The sequence below is a fragment of the Campylobacter massiliensis genome, from assembly GCF_014253065.1.
Lineage (GTDB): Bacteria > Campylobacterota > Campylobacteria > Campylobacterales > Campylobacteraceae > Campylobacter_A > Campylobacter_A massiliensis.
This window is the reverse complement of sequence record NZ_JACLZK010000002.1, coordinates 316,931-336,892: the sequence shown is the minus strand read 5'-3', so window position 1 is coordinate 336,892 and position 19,962 is coordinate 316,931. Positions and strand designations below refer to the sequence as shown.

Sequence of the window (19,962 nt, the reverse complement as noted above, 5' to 3'; positions counted from 1 at the left end):
AAAGATGAATTTAACCCCAAAAGAGATAGTGAAATTTTTAGACGATTACGTCATCGGGCAAAAGGACGCTAAAAAGATCATCGCCATCGCGCTACGAAACCGCTACCGCAGGATGAAACTGGATAAAACGATGCAAGACGATATCATGCCAAAAAACATCCTAATGATAGGCTCCACGGGCGTGGGCAAAACCGAGATCGCAAGACGCTTGTCAAAGATGATGGGCTTGCCGTTTATAAAAGTAGAAGCTAGCAAATACACCGAAGTGGGCTTCGTCGGACGCGATGTAGAAAGCATGGTGCGCGACCTGGCAGCTGCGTCGGTAAATTTGGTCAAAGCCGAACAGCGCGAGAAAAACCGCGAGAAAATCGACGAATACGTAAAAGATAAGATAATAAAAAAACTCCTGCCGCCTCTGCCGACGGGTGCGAGCGAAGAGAAAAAAGCAGACTACGAAAAAAGCTACGAAAAGATGATGAGTAGGCTAGAAAACGGCGATCTAGATGATCTTAGTATCGAGATAGAGGTCGTGCAAAATAGCTTTGACGCGGGCGCGAACGTACCGCCCGATATGGCGCAAATGCAAGAAAGCTTCGTCAAAATCATCGGCCTAAGTAACAAAACCGTCAAAAAAGAGATGAAGGTAAAAGACGCCAAAGAAGCGCTCAAAAACGAAGCTAGCGATAAAATTTTAGATATAGAGAGCATCAAAACCGAAGCCGTGCGAAGAGCAGAAAACGAGGGCATAATCTTTATCGACGAGATCGATAAGGTCGCGGTGAGCTCAGGAAACTCCGGTAGGCAAGATCCGAGCAAAGAAGGCGTGCAACGCGACTTGCTACCTATCGTGGAGGGTTCGACGGTGACGACCAAATTTGGCGCCATAAAGACCGACCATATCCTTTTTATCGCCGCGGGTGCCTTTCACATCAGCAAGCCAAGCGATCTGATCCCCGAGCTTCAAGGGCGTTTCCCGCTGCGAGTTGAGCTTGATAGCCTAGATGAAAATGCGCTGTATCAAATTTTAACCCAGCCCAAAAATTCTCTACTCAAACAATACGAAGCGCTTTTAAAAACCGAAAACGTTGAGCTTAAATTTAACGATGAAGCTATCAGAGCTATCGCTAAAATAGCCCAAAACGCTAACGAAAAAATGGAAGATATCGGCGCTAGACGCCTACACACCGTGATCGAGCGCGTGATCGAGGATATCAGCTTTGAGGCTAATGAGCACGGCGGCGAGACGGTAGAAGTAGACAAAGCTCTCGTAGAAAAGCGTCTCTCAGACGTCGTCGAGGATCAGGATCTAGCGAGATATATCTTATGAAATCGGGCTTTGTCAGCATCATAGGCCGTACGAATGCAGGCAAAAGCTCGCTTTTAAATTTTTTGCTTGATGCGAAGATCACCATCGTCTCGCACAAGCAAAATGCCACGAGGCGCAAGATCAGCGGTATCGTGATGAACGGCGAAGATCAGGTCGTTTTTACCGATACGCCGGGACTTCACGAGAGCAACAAGACGCTAAACAAACTCATGATAAACGAAGCGATAAAATCGATGAGCGACTGCGATGCGATCGTATTTTTGGCGCCTATTCACGACGACATAGACGACTACGTCAAATTTCTAAATTTAAATCCGCAAAAACCTCATATCCTGGTACTCACCAAAGTTGACGAAGTCTCAAACGCTAAAGTGCTTGAAAAAATAGCACAGTACCAAAAATTTCAAGACAAATTTACCGCGCTTTTGCCTTTTAGCGTCAAAAAGCAAACTTACAAAAAGCCGCTTTTAGATGAAATTTGCAAGCTTTTGCCCGAGCACGAGTATTTTTACGATCCGGAATTTTTAACGCCGACAAATGAAAAGGAAATTTTTCGTGAATTTATCCTTGAGGCGCTCTATGACAATCTAAGCGACGAGATCCCCTACTCTACCGACGTGCTCATAGATAAGGTCAAAGAAAAACCGGAAATAACTGAAATTTATGCCACCATAATCACCGAGCGCGAGATACACAAATCTATGATTATCGGAAAAAACGGACAAACCATCAAAAGAATCGGGATAAATTCAAGAAAGTTAATATCAAATTTTACAGGACAAAAAATCCTCGTAAAGCTCGTTGTAGTCGTTAAAAAAGACTGGCGTAAAGACGAAAAAACTATAAAAAGCTTGAATATTTTATAAATAATTATTAAGTTGCCTAATTTTTGTGCTATAATAATGCCATTGGTTGTGGGTTCTATTATTTTTTGCAATCATACAATTGATTATTTGTTTGGAGGAAATTTAAACTATGGCAAAAAACAAAGGCGATACAGGAAGCATAGTCACATACGATCCGTATCTGCAAACCTCTTATGCTTTTTCTAATAATAAAATTTTTCCAACGGAGTTAAGCAAAGCTAATAAAAATAGCTTTTTCATATCGTATGTCAAGTATAAAGATATCACGGTAGGAAGCGTGGAAATTCCGATATCTACCGAAGAAGACGATACATCAAACCTAATAACCATAAAAGCTTATGAGCAGTTTAACCTAGATCCAGCAACTGAATACAAGATAGTGTACAATGAGGTTCCAAATATCTCATCCGAAACTAAAATTTTTAATGTATTCATATCTGATGTTTTATCTACAGACAAATTGTACTCTTTAGCAATAAAGAAGATTCCATTTATAGATTACGTAGTTCCTGCTCCATTGGCGTTTGATGCATTATACAAAAAGAACATACTTTCTACTCAAGATACGGAAGCCTTTATAGTAATACAAGAGGATGACGCCTTTATAGCAGTTTACTACAACGGAGAGTATGTTCAGTCAAGACCGCTTAGATATTCTATAAAAAATATTAGCGAAAAATTTGCAACTTTAAGCGGAGATAAATTAAACGATAACGCATTTTTAAATATACTTAAACACGGAACAAATACGCTTGATGATAAAAATAAAAATTTTATAACGGAAATTTTTGATGAGATAGCTTATTATATAGGCGATATCGTAAATAGTCTTAGCAGGTTTAATGGGTCAAGTATTTCAAGCATATATATAGCAGCTGATGCAATGATGGGTGATTTTGCAGAATTTATGCAAGAAAAACTAAATATACCAACCAAAAATCTTGAGCTAAATATCGCAATAAATTCAAAAGACATAGAGATAAGCAACATCCATAATATTATGGTGGTTAATGCGCAATACTACAAAGAAACTCAGGAAAACGACTTTAATTTCTCAAATTTCTTGCGCCCGTTGCCACTATTTAAACGCAGTAGCGGTAAACTTGTTACATATGTATTGGTTGGCTTATTGCTCGGCCTATTACATCCATTATATCTTTATGTATCAGGAATCATAACCGACATAGATACTGCAGATAAAAAGAGTGAATATGAAATCAACAATGCAGATAAAATAAGAATAGAGTCGGCCCTGGCAGCCGCTGATCAACAAATTTTAGATACTTCAAAGTTAATTGAGGCCGAACAAGAAAGAATTAATTTTAGAAAAAATACCATCAATGAAATTTATGACAAAAAAGTTAATTATCCTATGAAAGGCATCGTGTTGTTTGAACTTAGCAATCTGATAAACAATAAAGATATACAGACTGCAAAAATTAATAACTCAGACAGAAATATGACAGTTACCCTAGTAAGCAAAGATGAAAAGAAATTAACGGAGCTTATACAAAACGTAAGCAATTCTGAAAGATACTCCATATTAACTAGAGAAATTTTACTCGATAAAAATTATGGGGCACCATCATATGAAACAAATGTCACTATAAAGATTAAATAATGAAAAAAGATAATACACTTGTAAAAATCGATAACTATTTCGACGGGAAAAAGCCAAGCGAAGTTACTTTGATGTTAATTATGGCGCTTGTGTTGTCTGGCGTTATTGCATATTATGCTGTTATACAATACGCAGAGGACTATTATGACAATTCAATGTTAACCAATAGTCAAACGACAGATGAGTTAAATAAAGTAAATGCTTATCTAGATAGCGTAAGTCAAAATAATGACAGAAACAATGATAGAAATTTTAAAATAAATCAAAAGCAAAATGAGCTAAAACAAAGGCAAAATGAACTCGCTGATGCCAAAAATATGAATCAATATTTTGATAATAAGCTTCGAGAATTATCATATCTAATTTTTAATGAACAAAGCTGGGCTGATTTCTTAGATAGTTTAGCTCTTTTGGCAAATAAAAATAATGTAAAAATAACAAAAATTGTAAATACCTTTAAAGAGCCTAATGCACAAAAAATAGAGCAAATACTTGACATTAACGTTTCAGTCGATGGTAATTATAAAGATATCATAGGCTACATCAATGCCATTGAAGAATCAAAACTAGTAGTAGACGTCAATGGAATAGATATAAATTCTACTGATGGCAAATTAAAAGGAAATATGGGAATTTATATATGGGGGATGAAATATCAATGAAAACTAGAATCTTGTTTTTTACATTAATGCTTTGTTCTGCTTCTCTGGCTAGTAATTCCCAAGCGGAAATGGAGCACTATGATCAGCTTTTCAGTGCAATCAATGAACAACGAAAGGGCCTAAGCGAATTAGAACTAAAAAGCCTCTCTGATCCTTTTTTAAAAATTAAAAACACAAATCATGACAACAATGGGTCTTTGGATGAAACATTTGATCTGCAAGCCATTTTTAATAACAAAGCCAAAATAAACGGTAAGTGGTATCAAGCAAAGGATAATGTTGGCGAGTATGAGCTTGCAAGCATTAAGTCCAAGAGTGTTACATTAATAAATAAAGATGAAAAAATCGATTTAAATTTAACAAAAGGGGCAAATAAAAATGTCGTTATCAAAATTAAATAGAATTTTTACCATATCCATTATAACTGCTTTGTCGCTAACTACAGCAAATGCCAATAGTTGCGAAAAAAGGGTTTTTAACCTTAAAATCAATGAACAAGTTTCTGTTCAAGAGATTTTAACGCAACTGTCAGATATGTGTCATTTTAGTGTTGTCACAAAAGATCAATTCGCTAAAGACGCCATAGGTGAACCGCTTTTTGGAATCAATATAAAAGACAAAACGTTAAATGAGATTTTTAGCCTTTTACTATCTGAAAAAGATATGAGCTATACTTTTTCTCAAGATATATTAAAAATTTCGTCTCTCCAGACTAAAACTTTCAAGATTGACTATATAACATCCGTTAGGGAAGGAACGGCTATTACGAAAGCTTCGGTTGATTCAGCTCCTATAGAGGTTGGTGATGAACAAAATGACAATGAAGGTTCCGAAGATATTACGAAGGGTGGCGGCAAACTAGATAACGTAATAAGAACCGTTGAAAAATTTGATTTTTGGGAAAAGCTAGATACTGAAATTAAAGCAATACTAAATAATACAACAGAGAGCATAGTTGCGCCAGATCCAATTATTAATGCGAATGCCGGTCTTGTTACCGTAACGGGTACCGCAGCTCAGCTACGAAGAGTATCAGATTATATTAAAGATGTCCAAGAGAGACTCAAAAAACAAGTCGTTATAGATGTATCCATAATATCAGTTGAATTATCGAATAGCTATGCAAAAGGTATTGACTGGAGCAAATTTAGTATAGGTTTCAAAACAGGACTTGCTAACGGCATACCGCTTTTTTCAGAACACAATAACAATGGCAGTAGCCTGACTTGGTCAAACAGAGGAAATAGTTTTAATAGAGGGTTCAATAGGGAACTAAGCCTTTTGGCTGGGTTTAATTTTAACCTTGATGGTGTATTAAATTTCCTTGAAACAAATGGCAAGACAAAAGTTATTTCTAGTCCAAAAATTACAACCCTAAATAATCAACAAGCCCTTATTTCAGTTGGAGACAATATAAACTACCGCGTATTAGAAGAAAGTCAAAACAATAATGCCTTAAATGGCAGAACAACTACCACTTTCAAACAATATTCTGTTTTTATAGGCATTCTTCTTAATATACTTCCTGAAGTTTCAGACGACAATAAGATTATGCTTAGAATAAACCCTTCACTAAGTAGCTTTAAATACAATGAAGACGACAGTAAGCAAACTGGAATAAGAGAGATCGCGCCAGATACCATTCAGAAAAAACTTTCAACAGTAGTTCAAGTAAACAGTGGCGACACAATAGTTTTGGGTGGCTTAATTGGTCAAAAAAAGGGCAAAGAAAATTCTAAAGTTCCTTTACTTGGCGATATTCCTGTCCTTGGACATGCGTTTAAAAGCACAAAGGACGATATAAAAACAACAGAGCTTGTGTTCATAATAACACCAAGAATAGTAGATGTGTCAAATGCCACCCCAATCAATCAGTCTCTTAAAGATTTGGGTTTCTCGAGGTCAATATATGAGCAATAAATATACTACTCTTAAAAATATATTTATTGATATTGCACAAGAAAATGACTATATAAATTTAGATAAATCCATTATCGCATATAAAAAGATTTTGGATTTATTGCAAAAACCAGCAAAGTTAATTTTGTTTTATGGTAAGCCTGGTTGCGGAAAAACATTTTTACTAAAAAAAATCGTCAGCGATCTCAAAGATCGCGACGATATTTTATTTTTTCCGTACCCATTTTTTAATGAATCAGAATTTGTAAAATCATTATATGAAGGGATTTTTAAAAAAGAGTCCCAAGAAAAAATCGAAACTTATGAGCAGTTTATAAAAATATATGAGGCTAAAATTGAAGATAGCCAAGAAAAAAAGCAAATAATAGTTATTCTTGACGAATCACAACTTTATCCTGAGATTTTATTAGAAAAAATTCGCATAATGTCCGATAGTGGTCTTTTTAAATTTTTATTTGCCACGCATGAAAACGTCGATAAAGATGTACTATCAAGGGATTATTTTAAATCAAGAGTGTGGGAAAGTATAGAAATGGGCTCTGTTGACACAGAGGAGATGAAAGTTTATCTAGAAAATAAACTTCAGAATAGTCAATTTTTCTATATATTTCTAAAATTTACTGAAGAGCAATTTAGGCTTTTGAATGAATTAAGTCGTGGGAATTTAAGGATGCTAAACAAGCTTATGTTTAATATTTTTGAACTCTACGAATATTTTGATGCAAATCAACCAACCATAATAGGCGGTGACAAAATGGTAACGAAAATTTTAGAGATGGCAGCCATCAAATCGGAGCTTATAGATGCTTGAAACATATGAGATATTGGAGCTAGAAAGGCGATGGAGAGCCTACGACAAAAAGAGAAAAGAGTTTAAGTTTTCAGATAAAAAGAACTACATATACGCCATTTCAGCTGTTTTGGCTATATCAGTTTCCGTATCTTCGCTTACTTTTTACTTACTAAAGGACTCGTTAGTAAATAATGTTAGCAGCACAACAATTAGTAAAGATATCAAGGAAAGCAATAAAGATACTATAAGACAGTCTGAAAATATTGAACCTGAGCAAAAAATCGATCCGAGCAATAATACTTTGTTAAATTCTGATAATTTTGGCGGAACCGAAAATATATCAAATTCTCAAAACAACAGTATCGCAAACGAAGATGCCTCAGACGGTATTAATACTGAAATTCAGCAGCACGGTTGGGTAAACGCAAACGATATACCGCAAGATATACAGCCGGCACCGGTAGACAATATGCGTAAAAGCATTGGCGGCAGACAAGTCGCAGTAAAAACACCAACAGAAGAAATGATAAATTTTGATTCTGAAAAGCCTATTGTCGCAAAAGGCATGAGCAGTTCTCAAAATCTAAATAAATTCCAAATTCAATCTTCCGGCTCAGATGTTTCAGTTGATGAACTAACGGCTAAATTTGAAAAGTCAAATAGTTCTGATATTGCAGTGCTGATTGCAAGAAGATACTATGACATTAAAGACTATAAAAATAGCGAAAAATGGGCGCTAATAGCAAATGAGCTTGATAGCAACAATGAAGAGAGCTGGATAATATTTGCAAAGTCAAAATATAATCTAAAACAAAAAGATGATGCAATAAGCGTTCTTAAAATATACAACGATAAAGCAAATTCTGCAAATATTGAAGACCTTATGAGACAAATAGAGGACGATACTGCTTTATAATAAGTATCATTTTATCAAGCATGGGAGCTATGTTAAATATTTAGAGAACAGCTTTAAACACTTATACTCTCATGTCTTGTCCTCCTAAAAATTTTAAAAAGGTATCCTAGTGAAGAAAATTTATGAAGTATTTTTAACTGACATTTTGAAAAACAACCTAATAACACAAACACAATATATCAATATCGAGACTGCCCTAAAAGAAAAAAAAGATTTTGAATCAATTTTTCACAAGGAAGCGCCAAATTTACAAAATGACTCTATTTATGATACACTAGGCGAACTCTACAAAAGACAACGCATCACGATAGATGATATCGTAGAAAATTTTGCCGTAAATTTAAAAGATTTTTTAAAATCAGTAGCAACCAAATTTAAGCTTGAGTATATTGATCTAGACAACATTGATATAGATTACAAACTTTGCGAAAAAGTCCAGCTAAATCAACTAAAAACATACCAGGCACTACCTATAAAAGAAGATGAGATCGCTGTATATGTAGCTTTTAAAAATCCTTTTGATATGTCTGGGCAAGATAGACTTCAGGCTGTATTTAATAGGAAGCTACTAAAGCCCGTTGTCGCGGATCCCTCAAAGATTGACAAATATCTAAGCAAAGTTGAATTAAACGATAGCGTTAAAGGTATAGTTGCCGAAATCAGAAAAGAACTCTCATCAACGACTGTAGTAGGCGGCAACGCAAATGAAAATAGCTCCGGCATATTAAAATTGATTGAAGTCATTTTACGAACTTCGATAGTAAGTCGCGCAAGCGATATACATATTGAAGCCACAGCCACAAACTGCGTCGTGCGAGGTAGAATCGACGGCATGCTAGCTGAACTTTTTATCTTTGATAAAGATCTTTTTCCGCCTCTAGTATCACGCATGAAGCTACTATCAAATATGGATATAGCTGAACGCAGAAAACCTCAAGACGGGCGCTTTTCTGCTCAAGTAGCTGGCAAGGAGTATGATTTTCGTATTTCTACATTGCCGATACTGCACGGCGAGAGCATAGTTTTACGTATTTTGGATAAATCAAAAGTCCTAATTAGCCTTGAAAATTTAGGTATGCATCCAAACACATTTGATAAATTTAACAAAGCAATGAAGGCTCCTTACGGCATTATATTGGTTACCGGGCCAACCGGCTCCGGTAAAACAACCACTCTTTATGCTGCATTAAACGACATAAAAAGCGTTGAAACAAAAATAATAACAGTTGAAGATCCAGTAGAGTACCAGCTAAATATGATCCAGCAAGTCCACGTAAATGAAAAGGTCGGACTTACTTTTGCTTCAGCCCTTCGCTCTATTTTAAGACAAGACCCGGACATCATAATGATAGGCGAGATCAGAGACCAGGAAACGCTTCGTATAGCCATTCAGGCCGCACTTACTGGGCACTTAGTGTTTTCGACGCTTCACACAAACGATGCAATAAGCGCCGTAACGAGAATCGCCGATATGGGGATCGAGCCGTATTTAATTAGCGGCGCATTGGTGGCGATAGAAGCTCAAAGACTTGTTAGAAAACTATGTCCAAACTGTAAACAAAAAACAGTTTTACCGTCAAATTTGCAAGAGCAGTTTCAAGACTTTTTACCGCAAGACTATCAGTTTTATAAGCATGTCGGCTGTGATCAGTGCTCGCAAACCGGCTATGTAGGACGAGAGATGATAAGTGAAGTTTTGCCGATAAGCGATAAGATCGCGGCAATGATAGCAAACGGAACCACAAAAGAAGAAATAAAAAAAGTGGCACTCGAAGAGCATTTTATAGACATGTTTAAGGATGGCGTTATAAGAGCTGCAAGAGGCATTACAACAATAGATGAAGTATTTAGGGTGGCTAAAGTATGAAATTTTTTGAAGTTGAATATATGGCTAATGGTCGTCGCCAGAAGATGACCTTAAAGGCAAACAACAGAAGTGAAGCGCAGGCTATAGCAAAAAATAAAAATGCTGGTATAATAGTAAAAGTCGGTGAAACAAAAAATGTTCCCATAGAAGAACAATTTGCCGATCTAATTAGTAAAGTATCAACTTTTCTCGGTGGTTCAAAAATAAAAGTTAATAACCTAATTGCCGCCTTTAGGCAGCTAAGTGTTATGACCAATGCCGGAATTTCAATCCACGATAGCATTAAAGAAGTTTCAAAATCCACGGAAGACAAGAGACTCAAGGCTGTATTTGCAACCTTAAACGACGATCTTAACCAAGGCCAAAGTCTAACCGATGCTATAACTAAATTTAAGGGTGAGCTCGGTGACGTAGTTGTAGCCATGGTGAAACTTGGCGAAAGCACCGGCAATATGTCTGAGTCGCTACATAAACTGTCTGAAATTTTACAAGAAGTTTGGGAAAACCAGAGAAAATTTAAAAAAGCCCTCAGATATCCGATTATAGTAATGTCTGCTATGGCTATAGCTTTTGTTATTTTGATGTTATTTGTTGTCCCCCAGTTTAGGGAGATATTTGAACAGCTTGGAGCAAGACTGCCTCTTCCTACAATAATTCTTCTTTCCATAGAGAGCGCATTAAGTAATTACGGCCTATATATCTTAGCCGGTTTTATAGCCACAATATATGCCATCAAGCACTTATACAAAAGCAATGATGATTTTAAATACAAATTTGATAAATTTATGCTAAAAGTTTATTTAATCAATAAGGTTATATTTTACTCAACCATGAGCAGATTTAATCTTATTTTTACAGAGCTTGTAAGGGCAGGTATTCCTATCGCCGACGCCCTTGAAACAGCGACTTTAACGGTAGAAAACCAAGACATACACGACAAGCTCGCTACGATCAAGATCGCGGTTTCAAGAGGCGTATCTTTAACAGAGGCCTTTAGGGATACTCAGCTTTACGAAAGCATGCTTATACAGATGCTAAGCGCGGGTGAAAAAGGCGGTGCGATAGATGCGATGCTAGAAAAGATAACCGACTATTACAAGGCTAAATTTAGCGACCTAGTCGACAATATCTCAAGCTACGTCGAGCCGATCATGCTTTTATTTATGGCTTGCATGGTTATTCTTTTGGCTCTCGGTATTTTTATGCCTATGTGGGATCTTGGAAATGCCGTCCAAGGGCGACAATAAATAGGAATTTAAGGAAATAAATGCAAAACAGTTTAGTTGAGCGTCAAGTTAGCGCCGATGCGTTTTTGGTTTCAAAAACAGACACAAAGGGCAAAATAACCTATTGTAATATCCCTTTTACCCAAATAGTCGGAGCAAAAGGCAATGAGCTTATCGGAAAGCCGCACAATATCGTAAGACATCCCGATATGCCGCGCATTGTTTTTAAAATTTTATGGGAACACGTGAAAAACAAAAAAGAGGTTTTTGCCTACGTTAAAAACAAAAGCTTTGACGGTTCATTCTACTGGGTATTTGCAAACGTGACGGCTTCGCTTGACCAAAACGGCAACACTATCGGCTACTATTCCGTCAGACGCAAACCAAATCCAAAAGCTTTAGAAATCATTATTCCACTTTACAAGCAACTACTGGAAATCGAAAAAAGCGGCGGTATAGAGGCGTCGTCAAAGCTACTTGAAAGTATTTTAAAAGAAAAAAACAAAAGCTATGATGAGCTAATGAATGACCTGCAAAGACTATAAAGGAAAATTATGTTTTTTAAAAAAGAAAAAGTAAATTACGATGAAATTTTAAATGTGGTCGAACAGGCTAGAAACGGCTTTTTGGAACCTAGAATTTTACAAATAGATCCAAACTCTCAAATCGGCAAAATAGCACTTGGTATAAACGATTTGCTCGATCAAATCGAAGCTTTGCAAAGAGAAATGGGCACTTGCGTAAAATCGGCCGAAAGCGGGATAACTTATAGAAATATTTTTGCAGAGGGATTTCGTGGTCTTTTTAGAACCAATGCCATTTCCATGAGCGAAGGCGTCGAGGGCATAAAAGCCGGTCAAAAAGGTAAAACCAGAGGTATACTATCTGAAAAATTTAGCGAGCTCGGTAATGGAAACGACGGTATTTTAGAAGTGCAAAACGACCTAAATCAAAGCATTAAAAATTTAACCCAAATTTCAACCATGGCGCAAGATACTTCGGTAAAGGCCAACGAAAGCATGTCGGCCGTAAGCGAACTTAGCCAAAATATGGGCAACCTAGAGCACCTTATCACAGAGTCTACCGAAGCTATTAAAAATTTAACCCACAGAACCGAGGAAATCTCATCGGTCGTAAATTTGATCAAAGATATCGCCGAGCAAACAAACCTACTCGCCCTTAACGCTGCTATCGAAGCGGCACGCGCCGGCGAGCACGGACGAGGCTTTGCCGTGGTTGCAGACGAGGTGCGAAAGCTAGCCGAAAATACGCAAAAAGCTACAAGCGAAATCGGCATAAACATCCAAACTCTGCAACAACAAACAAACGACCTAAACGACAACTCCAACAAAATCACGCAAATAGCGCAAGTCGCAAACGTGAGCGTGTCTAAATTTAGAGATGCTGTGAATGTATTTAGCCAAGGCGCGACGCAAAGTGCAAAAATCTCAAAATACGTCGAAAACAAAACCATCGGCATCATCGGCAAGATCAACCGAGTGACGTATCTGCAGACCGCATACGGAAACGTTATCAACGAAAGAGGCGATGACGAAAACATGCAAAAACAAACGCAAAATTTAAACGCATGGTACGAGAGCGCGGCGGCATATTTTGCAAATTCAAAAAGCTTTGAGAAGGCAAGCGTCCCGGCAAAACAAATAAGCGATCTAGTAAAAGCCAATCTAGACGACTCGAAAAACGGCTACAGCATGAACGATATCCAAAAATTCGTCGATAGATTCGCCAAGGTCAGACAAGCAAGCGGCGAGATATTTAAGATAATAGACGCGACGATAGAAGAAAGCGTAAAGTAATATTATTAAAATTTGAGCCAAATTTAAAACGTTTGGCTTAAATTTGAACCCTCTCGCGCTACCTCAAAAAATCAATCAAGTCGTCAAAAGCAAAAATCTTACAATGTATAGCTGCATCAAAATAGTACAAACCATGCCTGAGAGCAATAAAAAATATCTTGGATTTGTTTTAAACTTGTAGGCATAAATTTACACTCTTTTGCAAAAGGCGTAATACATCCTTGCAAATTTATATCCATGAATCAAAATTTCCAAATTTGCCTCGTGCCAATCAAAAAACAACCGTATGTCGCAAATTCAACAAATTTAACCAAAAAGCACACCGGCCATTCTCTGTATTGCCTTAATTCCACAAAAGGCAAACTTGTCTAAAACAAGCTTGCCTCCTCTCAAATTTGACCAAATTCCAAAACAAACTCGGTCAAATTTAAATGCAAAATTTAGCCTAGCAGCCTCTTTGCGCACTCGCTTATGCTCTTGCCGTCGCTTCTAGCGCCGATTTTTTCTTTGGCCGCTTTCATCACCGCACCGATATTTGCGCCCTCGCCTAGTCCCGCGATAATCTCTTTTATCTGGGCTTCTAGCTCGTCCGCGCTTAGTTGCTTCGGTAGATAGCCGCTTATGATGTCGATCTCTTTTTGCTCATTTTGCGCCAGATCGTCCCTGCCGCCGTTTTTATACTGCTCGATAGAGTCCATGCGGCGTTTTATCTGAGTTTGTAGGATCGGCAACACCTTTTCATCCGTCATTTCGGCGCGCTCATCGACTTCGACTTGCTTGATGACCGAGTTTATGAGCCTTAGCGTGTCGCGGCGAAAGTTATCTTTTTCTTTCATCGCAGTCTTGATGTCCTCTAAAATTTGCTCCCTAATCGTCATTTTTTCTCCTTTAAATTTAAGTGGGCAAATTATAACGAAGCTAAAATTTAAAGCTAATAAAACCGCCTAAATTTGGCTTGCTTAAGAAAAATATAGTTATAATTAGCCATTCATTTTTAAAAGGACTTGCTTGAGAAGCGACAATCTCTTTGCATTTGCGATCTTTATAATCACCGCGTTTGGATTTTTCGTTTGGGGCTATCAGTACATCCCGACTCATCACTTTTTGCTTTTCAGTATCGCTAGTATTTTCGGTATCTTTATGGCGTTTAACATCGGCGGCAACGACGTCGCAAACTCCTTTGGCACGAGCGTGGGCGCCAAGACCGTCACGATAAAGCAAGCCTTAGTTATCGCCGCTATTTTCGAGCTTAGCGGCGCGATATTTGCCGGCGGCGAGGTGACCAAAACCATTCGCGAAGGCATAGTGAGCTTCCCGCAGGAGGGCACGGAGCCTATGCTTTTCGTGCTGATTATGATGTCGGCGCTTTTAAGCTCTGGTATCTGGCTTTTTATCGCGTCTAAAAAGGGTCTACCTATCTCTACGACGCACTCGATCGTAGGCGGTATCGTCGGCGCCGGGCTTACGATGGGCTTTACGACTATGGGCGGGGATAAGGCTCTAGCTATGGTTTCCTGGGGCGAGATAGGCAGGATTGCCGTTAGCTGGGTTATCTCGCCGCTGCTAGGAGGCATCCTTTCTTATTTCATTTACGGCTACATAAAATCTAAAATTTTGATCCCGACTCGTAAATTTACCCTAGAGCTAAAGGTGCTAAAACGCGAACGTAAAGCCTATAAAGAGCGCTATCTACAAGAGCTAAAAACAAAACCCGAAAGCGAACAGATAAGGATACTAAGCAAGATCGCGGTCCTTGACGAGGATGATGTCGAAAGCGGCGAACGCAGCGAATACAAGCTCGCCATCAAAGCCATGAAAGAGCGCGAAAAAGAGATCGATACGTCAAAAGCCATGCGCAAACACATCCCGATGGTAGCGGGCATCGGCGCGATCATCATCTCATCGATGATGCTTTTTAAAGGGCTTGAGCATCTAAATTTAGATCTAGGTTTTATCGGCACGATCTGGATCATCTGCGTCATCGGTATCGTCACCTATCTCGCTACGCTTGCGATGATAAACGTGATGAAAAAAGACAATGCCGAAAAGAGTACGAACCGCATTTTCTCGTGGTTTCAGATATTTACGGCCTCCTCGTTTGCCTTCTCTCACGGCGCCAACGATATCGCAAACGCCGTAGGTCCATTTGCCGCGATCCTAGACGTGCTAAAAACAGGCTCCATAAACGCCACCGCTCCGGTGCCGGGAATTGCAATGGTGACGTTTGGCATCTCGCTCGTGGTCGGGCTTTGGTTTTTAGGCAAAGAGGTCATCGCCACGATCGGTAGCAAGCTAGCCGAGATCCTGCCTACGACGGGATTTAGCGCCGAGCTAGCGGCCAGTACCGTTATCCTGCTAGCTACAAAGCTCGGCATCCCCGTCTCCTCGACGCACATCCTCATCGGTGCGGTGCTTGGTATCGGTATACTAAACCGCGACGCCAACTGGAAAATGGTCAAGCCTATCGTGCTTGCGTGGGTTATCACGCTACCGATTGCAGGCGGCTCGGCAGCGCTAATCTATATGCTTCTTAAGACTGTGTTGGGTCTTTAAATTTGACTCTTGCGAGCTGCGGGCTCGTCTGATTTGATTTTACGTCAGTATCTGACAAATTTGAGGTAAATTTAGATACGACTTTGCCGTTTCGTCAAATTTAACGCTCAAAATCTATATGTAGAAAATAGCCCGTAAGAGTTGTAAACTAGGCAAAATTTAGCGGTAGCTTAAGTAGATTTTAGAAGCCAGAGCCAGCAGTGCGAGAAAAACATAAAAGCAAATTTTACTCGTTACTTATCAGCGAGAGATTTCTACAGCCGATCTCATCGCCCATCTCGCAGCCCATTTTATAAAATTTCTTCGCAGCTTCCAAGTCTGCGGTTTTGACGCCTAGCGAAAACTGATGCATGCCGCCTAGATTTGAGCAGCTTTGCGCGTGCTCTAGCTGTAAGCACGACTTCTCATAGAGCCTTCGCGCCGCGGCAAAATCATGCTCCGTACCGCGTCCTAGGCGGTAAAAGTTAGCTGCGTTATAACAGCCGTATTTGTTGCCGAGCGTGCAGGACTTCGCAAATATCGTCAAGATCTCGCTCTCATCCTTGCTTTTTAGCTTTTGATGCAGCGAGCCTAGATTTGAACAGGCGATACCCTCGTTATCCTCACAGGCCTTTTGATAGCAGAGCTTTGCGCGCTCGTAGTCTTTGTCGTTTTCAAATTTCACGCCCGTGTTGTTGCATTCTTTTGGGGTTTTATCGTCGCAGATGTGCTTTATTTCATCATTTGTGATAGGCATTGGGGTGTCGGGGTTTGCCTTTTTTTGTGCGGCACAACCGCTAGCAAACGCCGCAACCAGCGTAAAGATGATAACGTGCGAGATAGCTTGAAAAATAGCGCGTTTCAAAATTTAGCCTTAAGAAAAATTTGCCTTAATCTTACCTTATGTTCGCAAAAATAATGCTTAAAATAAACTTTAAAAACTTAATTACAATCAAACATAGCCGAGTTTGTAGCAAATTTATTGCTCACTAAAAGAGTATTTCTAGCACGTTAAGACAAATTTATGCTTAATTTTATATCTAAATTTGGCGCCTATCGTCATTCGTAAATTTACAAATTTAATACCGACAAAAAGCGCCGAATTTATAATCTATATAACCGCACTAGCAAACAAAGCTACGCGGCAAAAACCTAAACGACTTAAAAACTATACGTAAAGCCCAGATTAAACGTTCGCGGGTCGCCGTATACCATCTTGTTATTGCCGATACCCTCGAAGTATTTTTTATTAAACACGTTGTCGATATTTAGCTGGATGTCGAAATTTTTGCTTATCCTGTAGCCAAACATCAAATTTGCCAGCGTGTAGGCCTTTTGCGTGATTTCGTTTGCGCCGCTACCGACGTAAATTTTACTTTTGTACTGCACTCCGGCACCCGCTATAAAGTCCGCTATAGAGTATTTAGCAAAGAGATTTGCCGTAGTGCGCGAGCTTTCGGTATCAAATTTCTTGCCGTCGGCGTCCTTGGCGTTAAAGTGAGTAAGCCCAAGACCTAGGCTTAAATTTTGATTTATCTCGCCGTTTACGTCCACCTCAAAGCCCTTACTCGTCACGCCTTTTTTAGCTTCGTACGCGTCAGTCGTAGTGCCGGGGATCTTTTGTCCGGTTTTTGCGCCTAGCTTATCTTGTACGACCTTAAATACGCCAAAAGAAGCCGAAAGCGCTCCGTCAAAATAATCGCCCTTTATGCCCATCTCATAGTCTTTGCCTTGGATAGGGTCTAGATATTTGCCTTCTATATCCTTTACGGTTTGAGGTTTAAAGATACTCGTGTAGCTAGCATAAAGAGTGTGATTTTCGCCGATATCGTACGTGACGCCTAGATACGGCGTAATTTCTTGAGTGAAATTTCTATTTCCGTTGCCGCCTGTTATGCGGTACTTATAATAGCTCATCCTAGCCCCCAGCAAAAACTTTAGCTCGTCCGTGATAGAAAATTTATTAGCCAAATATACAGCCTTTTGCACCGTCTTATCGGCGTTGTTTTGATCGGCGTAAGGTAGCTTCGGGTCGTCTAGGTGTAGGTTTTTAAAGTCTATCCTAGTGCGCGCAGCGTAGGCTAGGCCTGCTGGAGTCGTGCGGCTATTCCAGTAGCTACTGACGTTGTCGGAGCTTTTTTATAGTTGTTATACATAGCGCCGAAAACCGCCTCGTGAGGCAAGCTAAACGCTTCGTAGGGCATATTTACGTAGGTGTCTATGTTGTGGATATTTTCTTCGCGTTTATTTGCGTAGACGCTAAGTCCGCTAACATCGCCCGTGCCGTCTAAATTTACCTTGCCGCCATAGTAGAGTAAATTTGAGTCCGTGTTTGCTCGGCGGAAGGAGTAGGAAAGATTTAGGCTGGCTTCGTTTTCAAAATAGTGCCTAAAATCAGCATAAACGTCAAAAGTCTTGATATCCCACCTAGTCCAAGGCTGCGAAAAAATTTCTTTTTTGCTAAATTCGCGCCTAGCGTCGTTTTTGTAAAACGCAGGCATTCCTCCCCAGCGTACGCCGTGACGCTTTAGCTCCTGATAAAACGCGCCCAGGCTAAGCCACGAACTATCCATGATATCAGCGTCCACTACGCCGTAGATAGCGGTGTTTTTACGGTTATAGTAGTCCATATACGAGCGAGACTTCTCGTGCATAAAAGACGCTCTAGCCCGCACGCTGCCGTCAGCAGTCACCGGAGTCTGCACGTCGCCAGATACGCCGTATCTATCGTACGAGCCCGCGCTTAGTTTGAAATTTCCCATAAATTCTTTAGAATTTGCTCTTTTTCGGATGAAATTTAAGCTAGCAGCCGGATTGCCGGCACCCGCTAGCAGGCCGTTTGCGCCCTTTACGACTTCGACGCGTTCATACGGCAACATGCTCATATCGTTTGCGCCTATGCTAAATCCGCCAAAGCTTGGCATCGAATCAAGCAAATAATAATCTATCTTAAAGCCCCTTGCCGTAGGATATACGCGCTCGTCCCACTTGCTAAGCGTGACGCCGGGAATATTTCGCAAAAGCACCTGATAGTCGTTGATGTTTTGATCCTTTAGCCTAGCTTCGGTGATGACGGTTATCGATTGAGGCGTTTGGCGCGAGGTGAGGTCTAGCTTCGTGGTGCTTTTTACCAGCTCTTTTGCGTTGTATTTGACGTCGTCGCGCCTTTGCTCGCTAGTGACCTCCACGGCCTGTAGCGTCTCTTTGCCGGCTGCGTTCTCGCCGTTTTGAGCGGCTAAAATTTGAACGGACGCGAGCAAATTTATAGCCGCGACCGAAAGCAAAATTTTATTTTTCATCTTTTTCTCCTTTTAAAATTTGATCTTTTTATCCATAAATAAATTCCCGAAACGCTAAGCGCAAGCGGAGCTAGCCCGCACAAAAACCAGAAAAACTTAGTCGCGGCGTTATAGTCGCCGTAGTGAGCTCGCCTAAACGTCGATAAAAATTTATCCGTTTTGCTTGCTAGCTCGATATCTTTTACATCGATTAAATTTGCGCTGTTTTTATCGTAAGAAACGGTGCTTGAGTACTGGCTATGAAGGAAACCTTGACTCGGTTTTTGCCCGTAAAGCGTGATATTTGCGCCGTCAAAAAATGGAAAACTAACGTAATGCGTCCTAAATCCGGGCATATCGGCAGTCGCTTTTTGCACGAGAGCGTCGATTGAGATATTTTTATCGTAAATTTGCGGACCGATTACGAATTTAGAGTTATCAAAAGGCGGCATAAACATAAACCTAAGCTCCCACCAAGCCCCGCTAAGCGCGACCGCAAAGATAACGGGCGTCGAAAAAACGCCGATAAATTTGTGCGAATCGCTCATAAAAACCGCCATTCGCGCAAACCGAAGGCGCAGCAAATTCGTCCAAAAATTTCGGTAAACGATAAAGCCGCTAATCGAAATAATAAAGGCAAAAATCGCCGTCAGACCGAGTAAAATTTGACCGCTTTTTTCAAGAAGCAAATTTTCGTGAAGCTCGGTTATAACGCCGATAAATCCGCTATCATGCGGCACGAGGTCGCCTTTTATCTCTCCGCTAAAAGCGTCCAGATACACGCACGCCCACTCTTTTTCGCCCACTCCGTGCTTTAACAGCCAAATTTTGTCCGTTTTTTGGGGATCTGCGTCGATATTCCAACCTACGATCTCGTGCTTTGGATACTCTTTTTCTATTTTTTCTCTTAGCTCGTCAAATTTTAGTCTACTTCTTTGCTCGTTTTCGTCGCTATTTTTTGCAACGTATATGGCGCCCGGCATTAATAAATTATTTATCTAGTCTTTATAAACCAAAACCGAGCCTGTAAAACAAGCGACGACTAAAGGAATGCAAAATATCAGCGAAGCGTAAGTGTGAATTTTGTACATAATCTTTTTGCTAAATATATTCACGTTTAACATTTGCCCTTTTTAA

At 39.7% G+C, this 19,962-nt stretch carries 16 protein-coding genes and 1 pseudogene; 13 read left to right on the top strand and 4 right to left on the bottom strand.

Annotated features, from left to right (window positions below; all coding sequences use genetic code 11):
• Window positions 1–4: 4 nt before the first annotated feature.
• From hslU to H7R39_RS11555, 12 genes are all read left to right on the top strand, one after another.
• Window positions 5–1,327, top strand: coding sequence for an HslU--HslV peptidase ATPase subunit (gene hslU, locus H7R39_RS08340; RefSeq protein ID WP_185898804.1), 1,323 nt, complete (start codon window positions 5–7; stop codon window positions 1,325–1,327).
• Complete coding sequence (gene era, locus H7R39_RS08335) at window positions 1,324–2,193, top strand: GTPase Era (RefSeq protein WP_185898803.1); 870 nt, start codon at window positions 1,324–1,326, stop codon at window positions 2,191–2,193. The genes hslU and era overlap by 4 nt, the downstream gene beginning before the upstream one ends.
• A gap of 109 nt (window positions 2,194–2,302) precedes the next feature.
• Complete coding sequence (locus H7R39_RS08330) at window positions 2,303–3,814, top strand: hypothetical protein (protein ID WP_185898802.1); 1,512 nt, start codon at window positions 2,303–2,305, stop codon at window positions 3,812–3,814.
• On the top strand, window positions 3,814–4,476 hold the full coding sequence (gene pilO, locus H7R39_RS08325) for a type 4a pilus biogenesis protein PilO (RefSeq protein WP_185898801.1): 663 nt from the start codon (window positions 3,814–3,816) through the stop codon (window positions 4,474–4,476). The genes H7R39_RS08330 and pilO overlap by 1 nt, the downstream gene beginning before the upstream one ends.
• Window positions 4,473–4,877, top strand: coding sequence for a hypothetical protein (locus tag H7R39_RS08320; RefSeq protein WP_228724765.1), 405 nt, complete (start codon window positions 4,473–4,475; stop codon window positions 4,875–4,877). The genes pilO and H7R39_RS08320 overlap by 4 nt, the downstream gene beginning before the upstream one ends.
• Entirely contained in the window at window positions 4,855–6,396 is a 1,542-nt protein-coding gene (gene mshL, locus H7R39_RS08315) for a pilus (MSHA type) biogenesis protein MshL (protein ID WP_185898799.1), read from the top strand. Before H7R39_RS08320 ends, mshL begins: the two co-directional genes overlap by 23 nt.
• Complete coding sequence (locus H7R39_RS08310) at window positions 6,386–7,207, top strand: ATP-binding protein (protein ID WP_185898798.1); 822 nt, start codon at window positions 6,386–6,388, stop codon at window positions 7,205–7,207. Before mshL ends, H7R39_RS08310 begins: the two co-directional genes overlap by 11 nt.
• Window positions 7,200–8,105, top strand: coding sequence for a transformation system protein (locus H7R39_RS08305; protein ID WP_185898797.1), 906 nt, complete (start codon window positions 7,200–7,202; stop codon window positions 8,103–8,105). Before H7R39_RS08310 ends, H7R39_RS08305 begins: the two co-directional genes overlap by 8 nt.
• A gap of 109 nt (window positions 8,106–8,214) precedes the next feature.
• Window positions 8,215–9,972, top strand: a complete 1,758-nt coding sequence (locus tag H7R39_RS08300) for a GspE/PulE family protein (RefSeq protein ID WP_185898796.1) — start codon at window positions 8,215–8,217, stop codon at window positions 9,970–9,972.
• Window positions 9,969–11,219, top strand: coding sequence for a type II secretion system F family protein (locus tag H7R39_RS08295; protein ID WP_185898795.1), 1,251 nt, complete (start codon window positions 9,969–9,971; stop codon window positions 11,217–11,219). Before H7R39_RS08300 ends, H7R39_RS08295 begins: the two co-directional genes overlap by 4 nt.
• Before the next feature lie 20 nt (window positions 11,220–11,239).
• Window positions 11,240–11,743, top strand: coding sequence for a PAS domain-containing protein (locus tag H7R39_RS08290; protein ID WP_185898794.1), 504 nt, complete (start codon window positions 11,240–11,242; stop codon window positions 11,741–11,743).
• Between the two features lie 9 nt (window positions 11,744–11,752).
• On the top strand, window positions 11,753–13,015 hold the full coding sequence (locus H7R39_RS11555; RefSeq protein ID WP_185898793.1) for a methyl-accepting chemotaxis protein: 1,263 nt from the start codon (window positions 11,753–11,755) through the stop codon (window positions 13,013–13,015).
• Between the two features lie 440 nt (window positions 13,016–13,455).
• Here H7R39_RS11555 and H7R39_RS08280 read toward each other — a convergent pair whose 3' ends face one another.
• On the bottom strand, window positions 13,456–13,893 hold the full coding sequence (locus H7R39_RS08280) for a GatB/YqeY domain-containing protein (RefSeq protein WP_185898792.1): 438 nt from the start codon (window positions 13,891–13,893) through the stop codon (window positions 13,456–13,458).
• 130 nt (window positions 13,894–14,023) lie between these two features.
• Here H7R39_RS08280 and H7R39_RS08275 point away from each other — a divergent pair, with 130 nt between their 5' ends.
• A complete protein-coding gene (locus H7R39_RS08275) occupies window positions 14,024–15,568 on the top strand; it encodes an inorganic phosphate transporter (protein WP_185898791.1) in 1,545 nt (514 codons plus the stop codon).
• 226 nt (window positions 15,569–15,794) lie between these two features.
• On the opposite strand, the gene H7R39_RS08270 is transcribed toward H7R39_RS08275, so the two are convergent.
• The 3 genes and pseudogenes from H7R39_RS08270 to H7R39_RS08260 all read right to left on the bottom strand — a co-directional run bounded on the left by H7R39_RS08270 (window position 15,795) and on the right by H7R39_RS08260 (window position 19,808).
• Complete coding sequence (locus H7R39_RS08270) at window positions 15,795–16,412, bottom strand: tetratricopeptide repeat protein (protein WP_185898790.1); 618 nt, start codon at window positions 16,410–16,412, stop codon at window positions 15,795–15,797.
• A 296-nt stretch (window positions 16,413–16,708) separates the two neighbouring features.
• A pseudogene (locus H7R39_RS08265) lies at window positions 16,709–18,846 on the bottom strand (TonB-dependent siderophore receptor).
• Complete coding sequence (locus tag H7R39_RS08260; protein WP_228724764.1) at window positions 18,843–19,808, bottom strand: PepSY-associated TM helix domain-containing protein; 966 nt, start codon at window positions 19,806–19,808, stop codon at window positions 18,843–18,845. Before H7R39_RS08260 ends, H7R39_RS08265 begins: the two are co-directional and overlap by 4 nt.
• Between the last annotated feature and the right edge of the window lie 154 nt (window positions 19,809–19,962).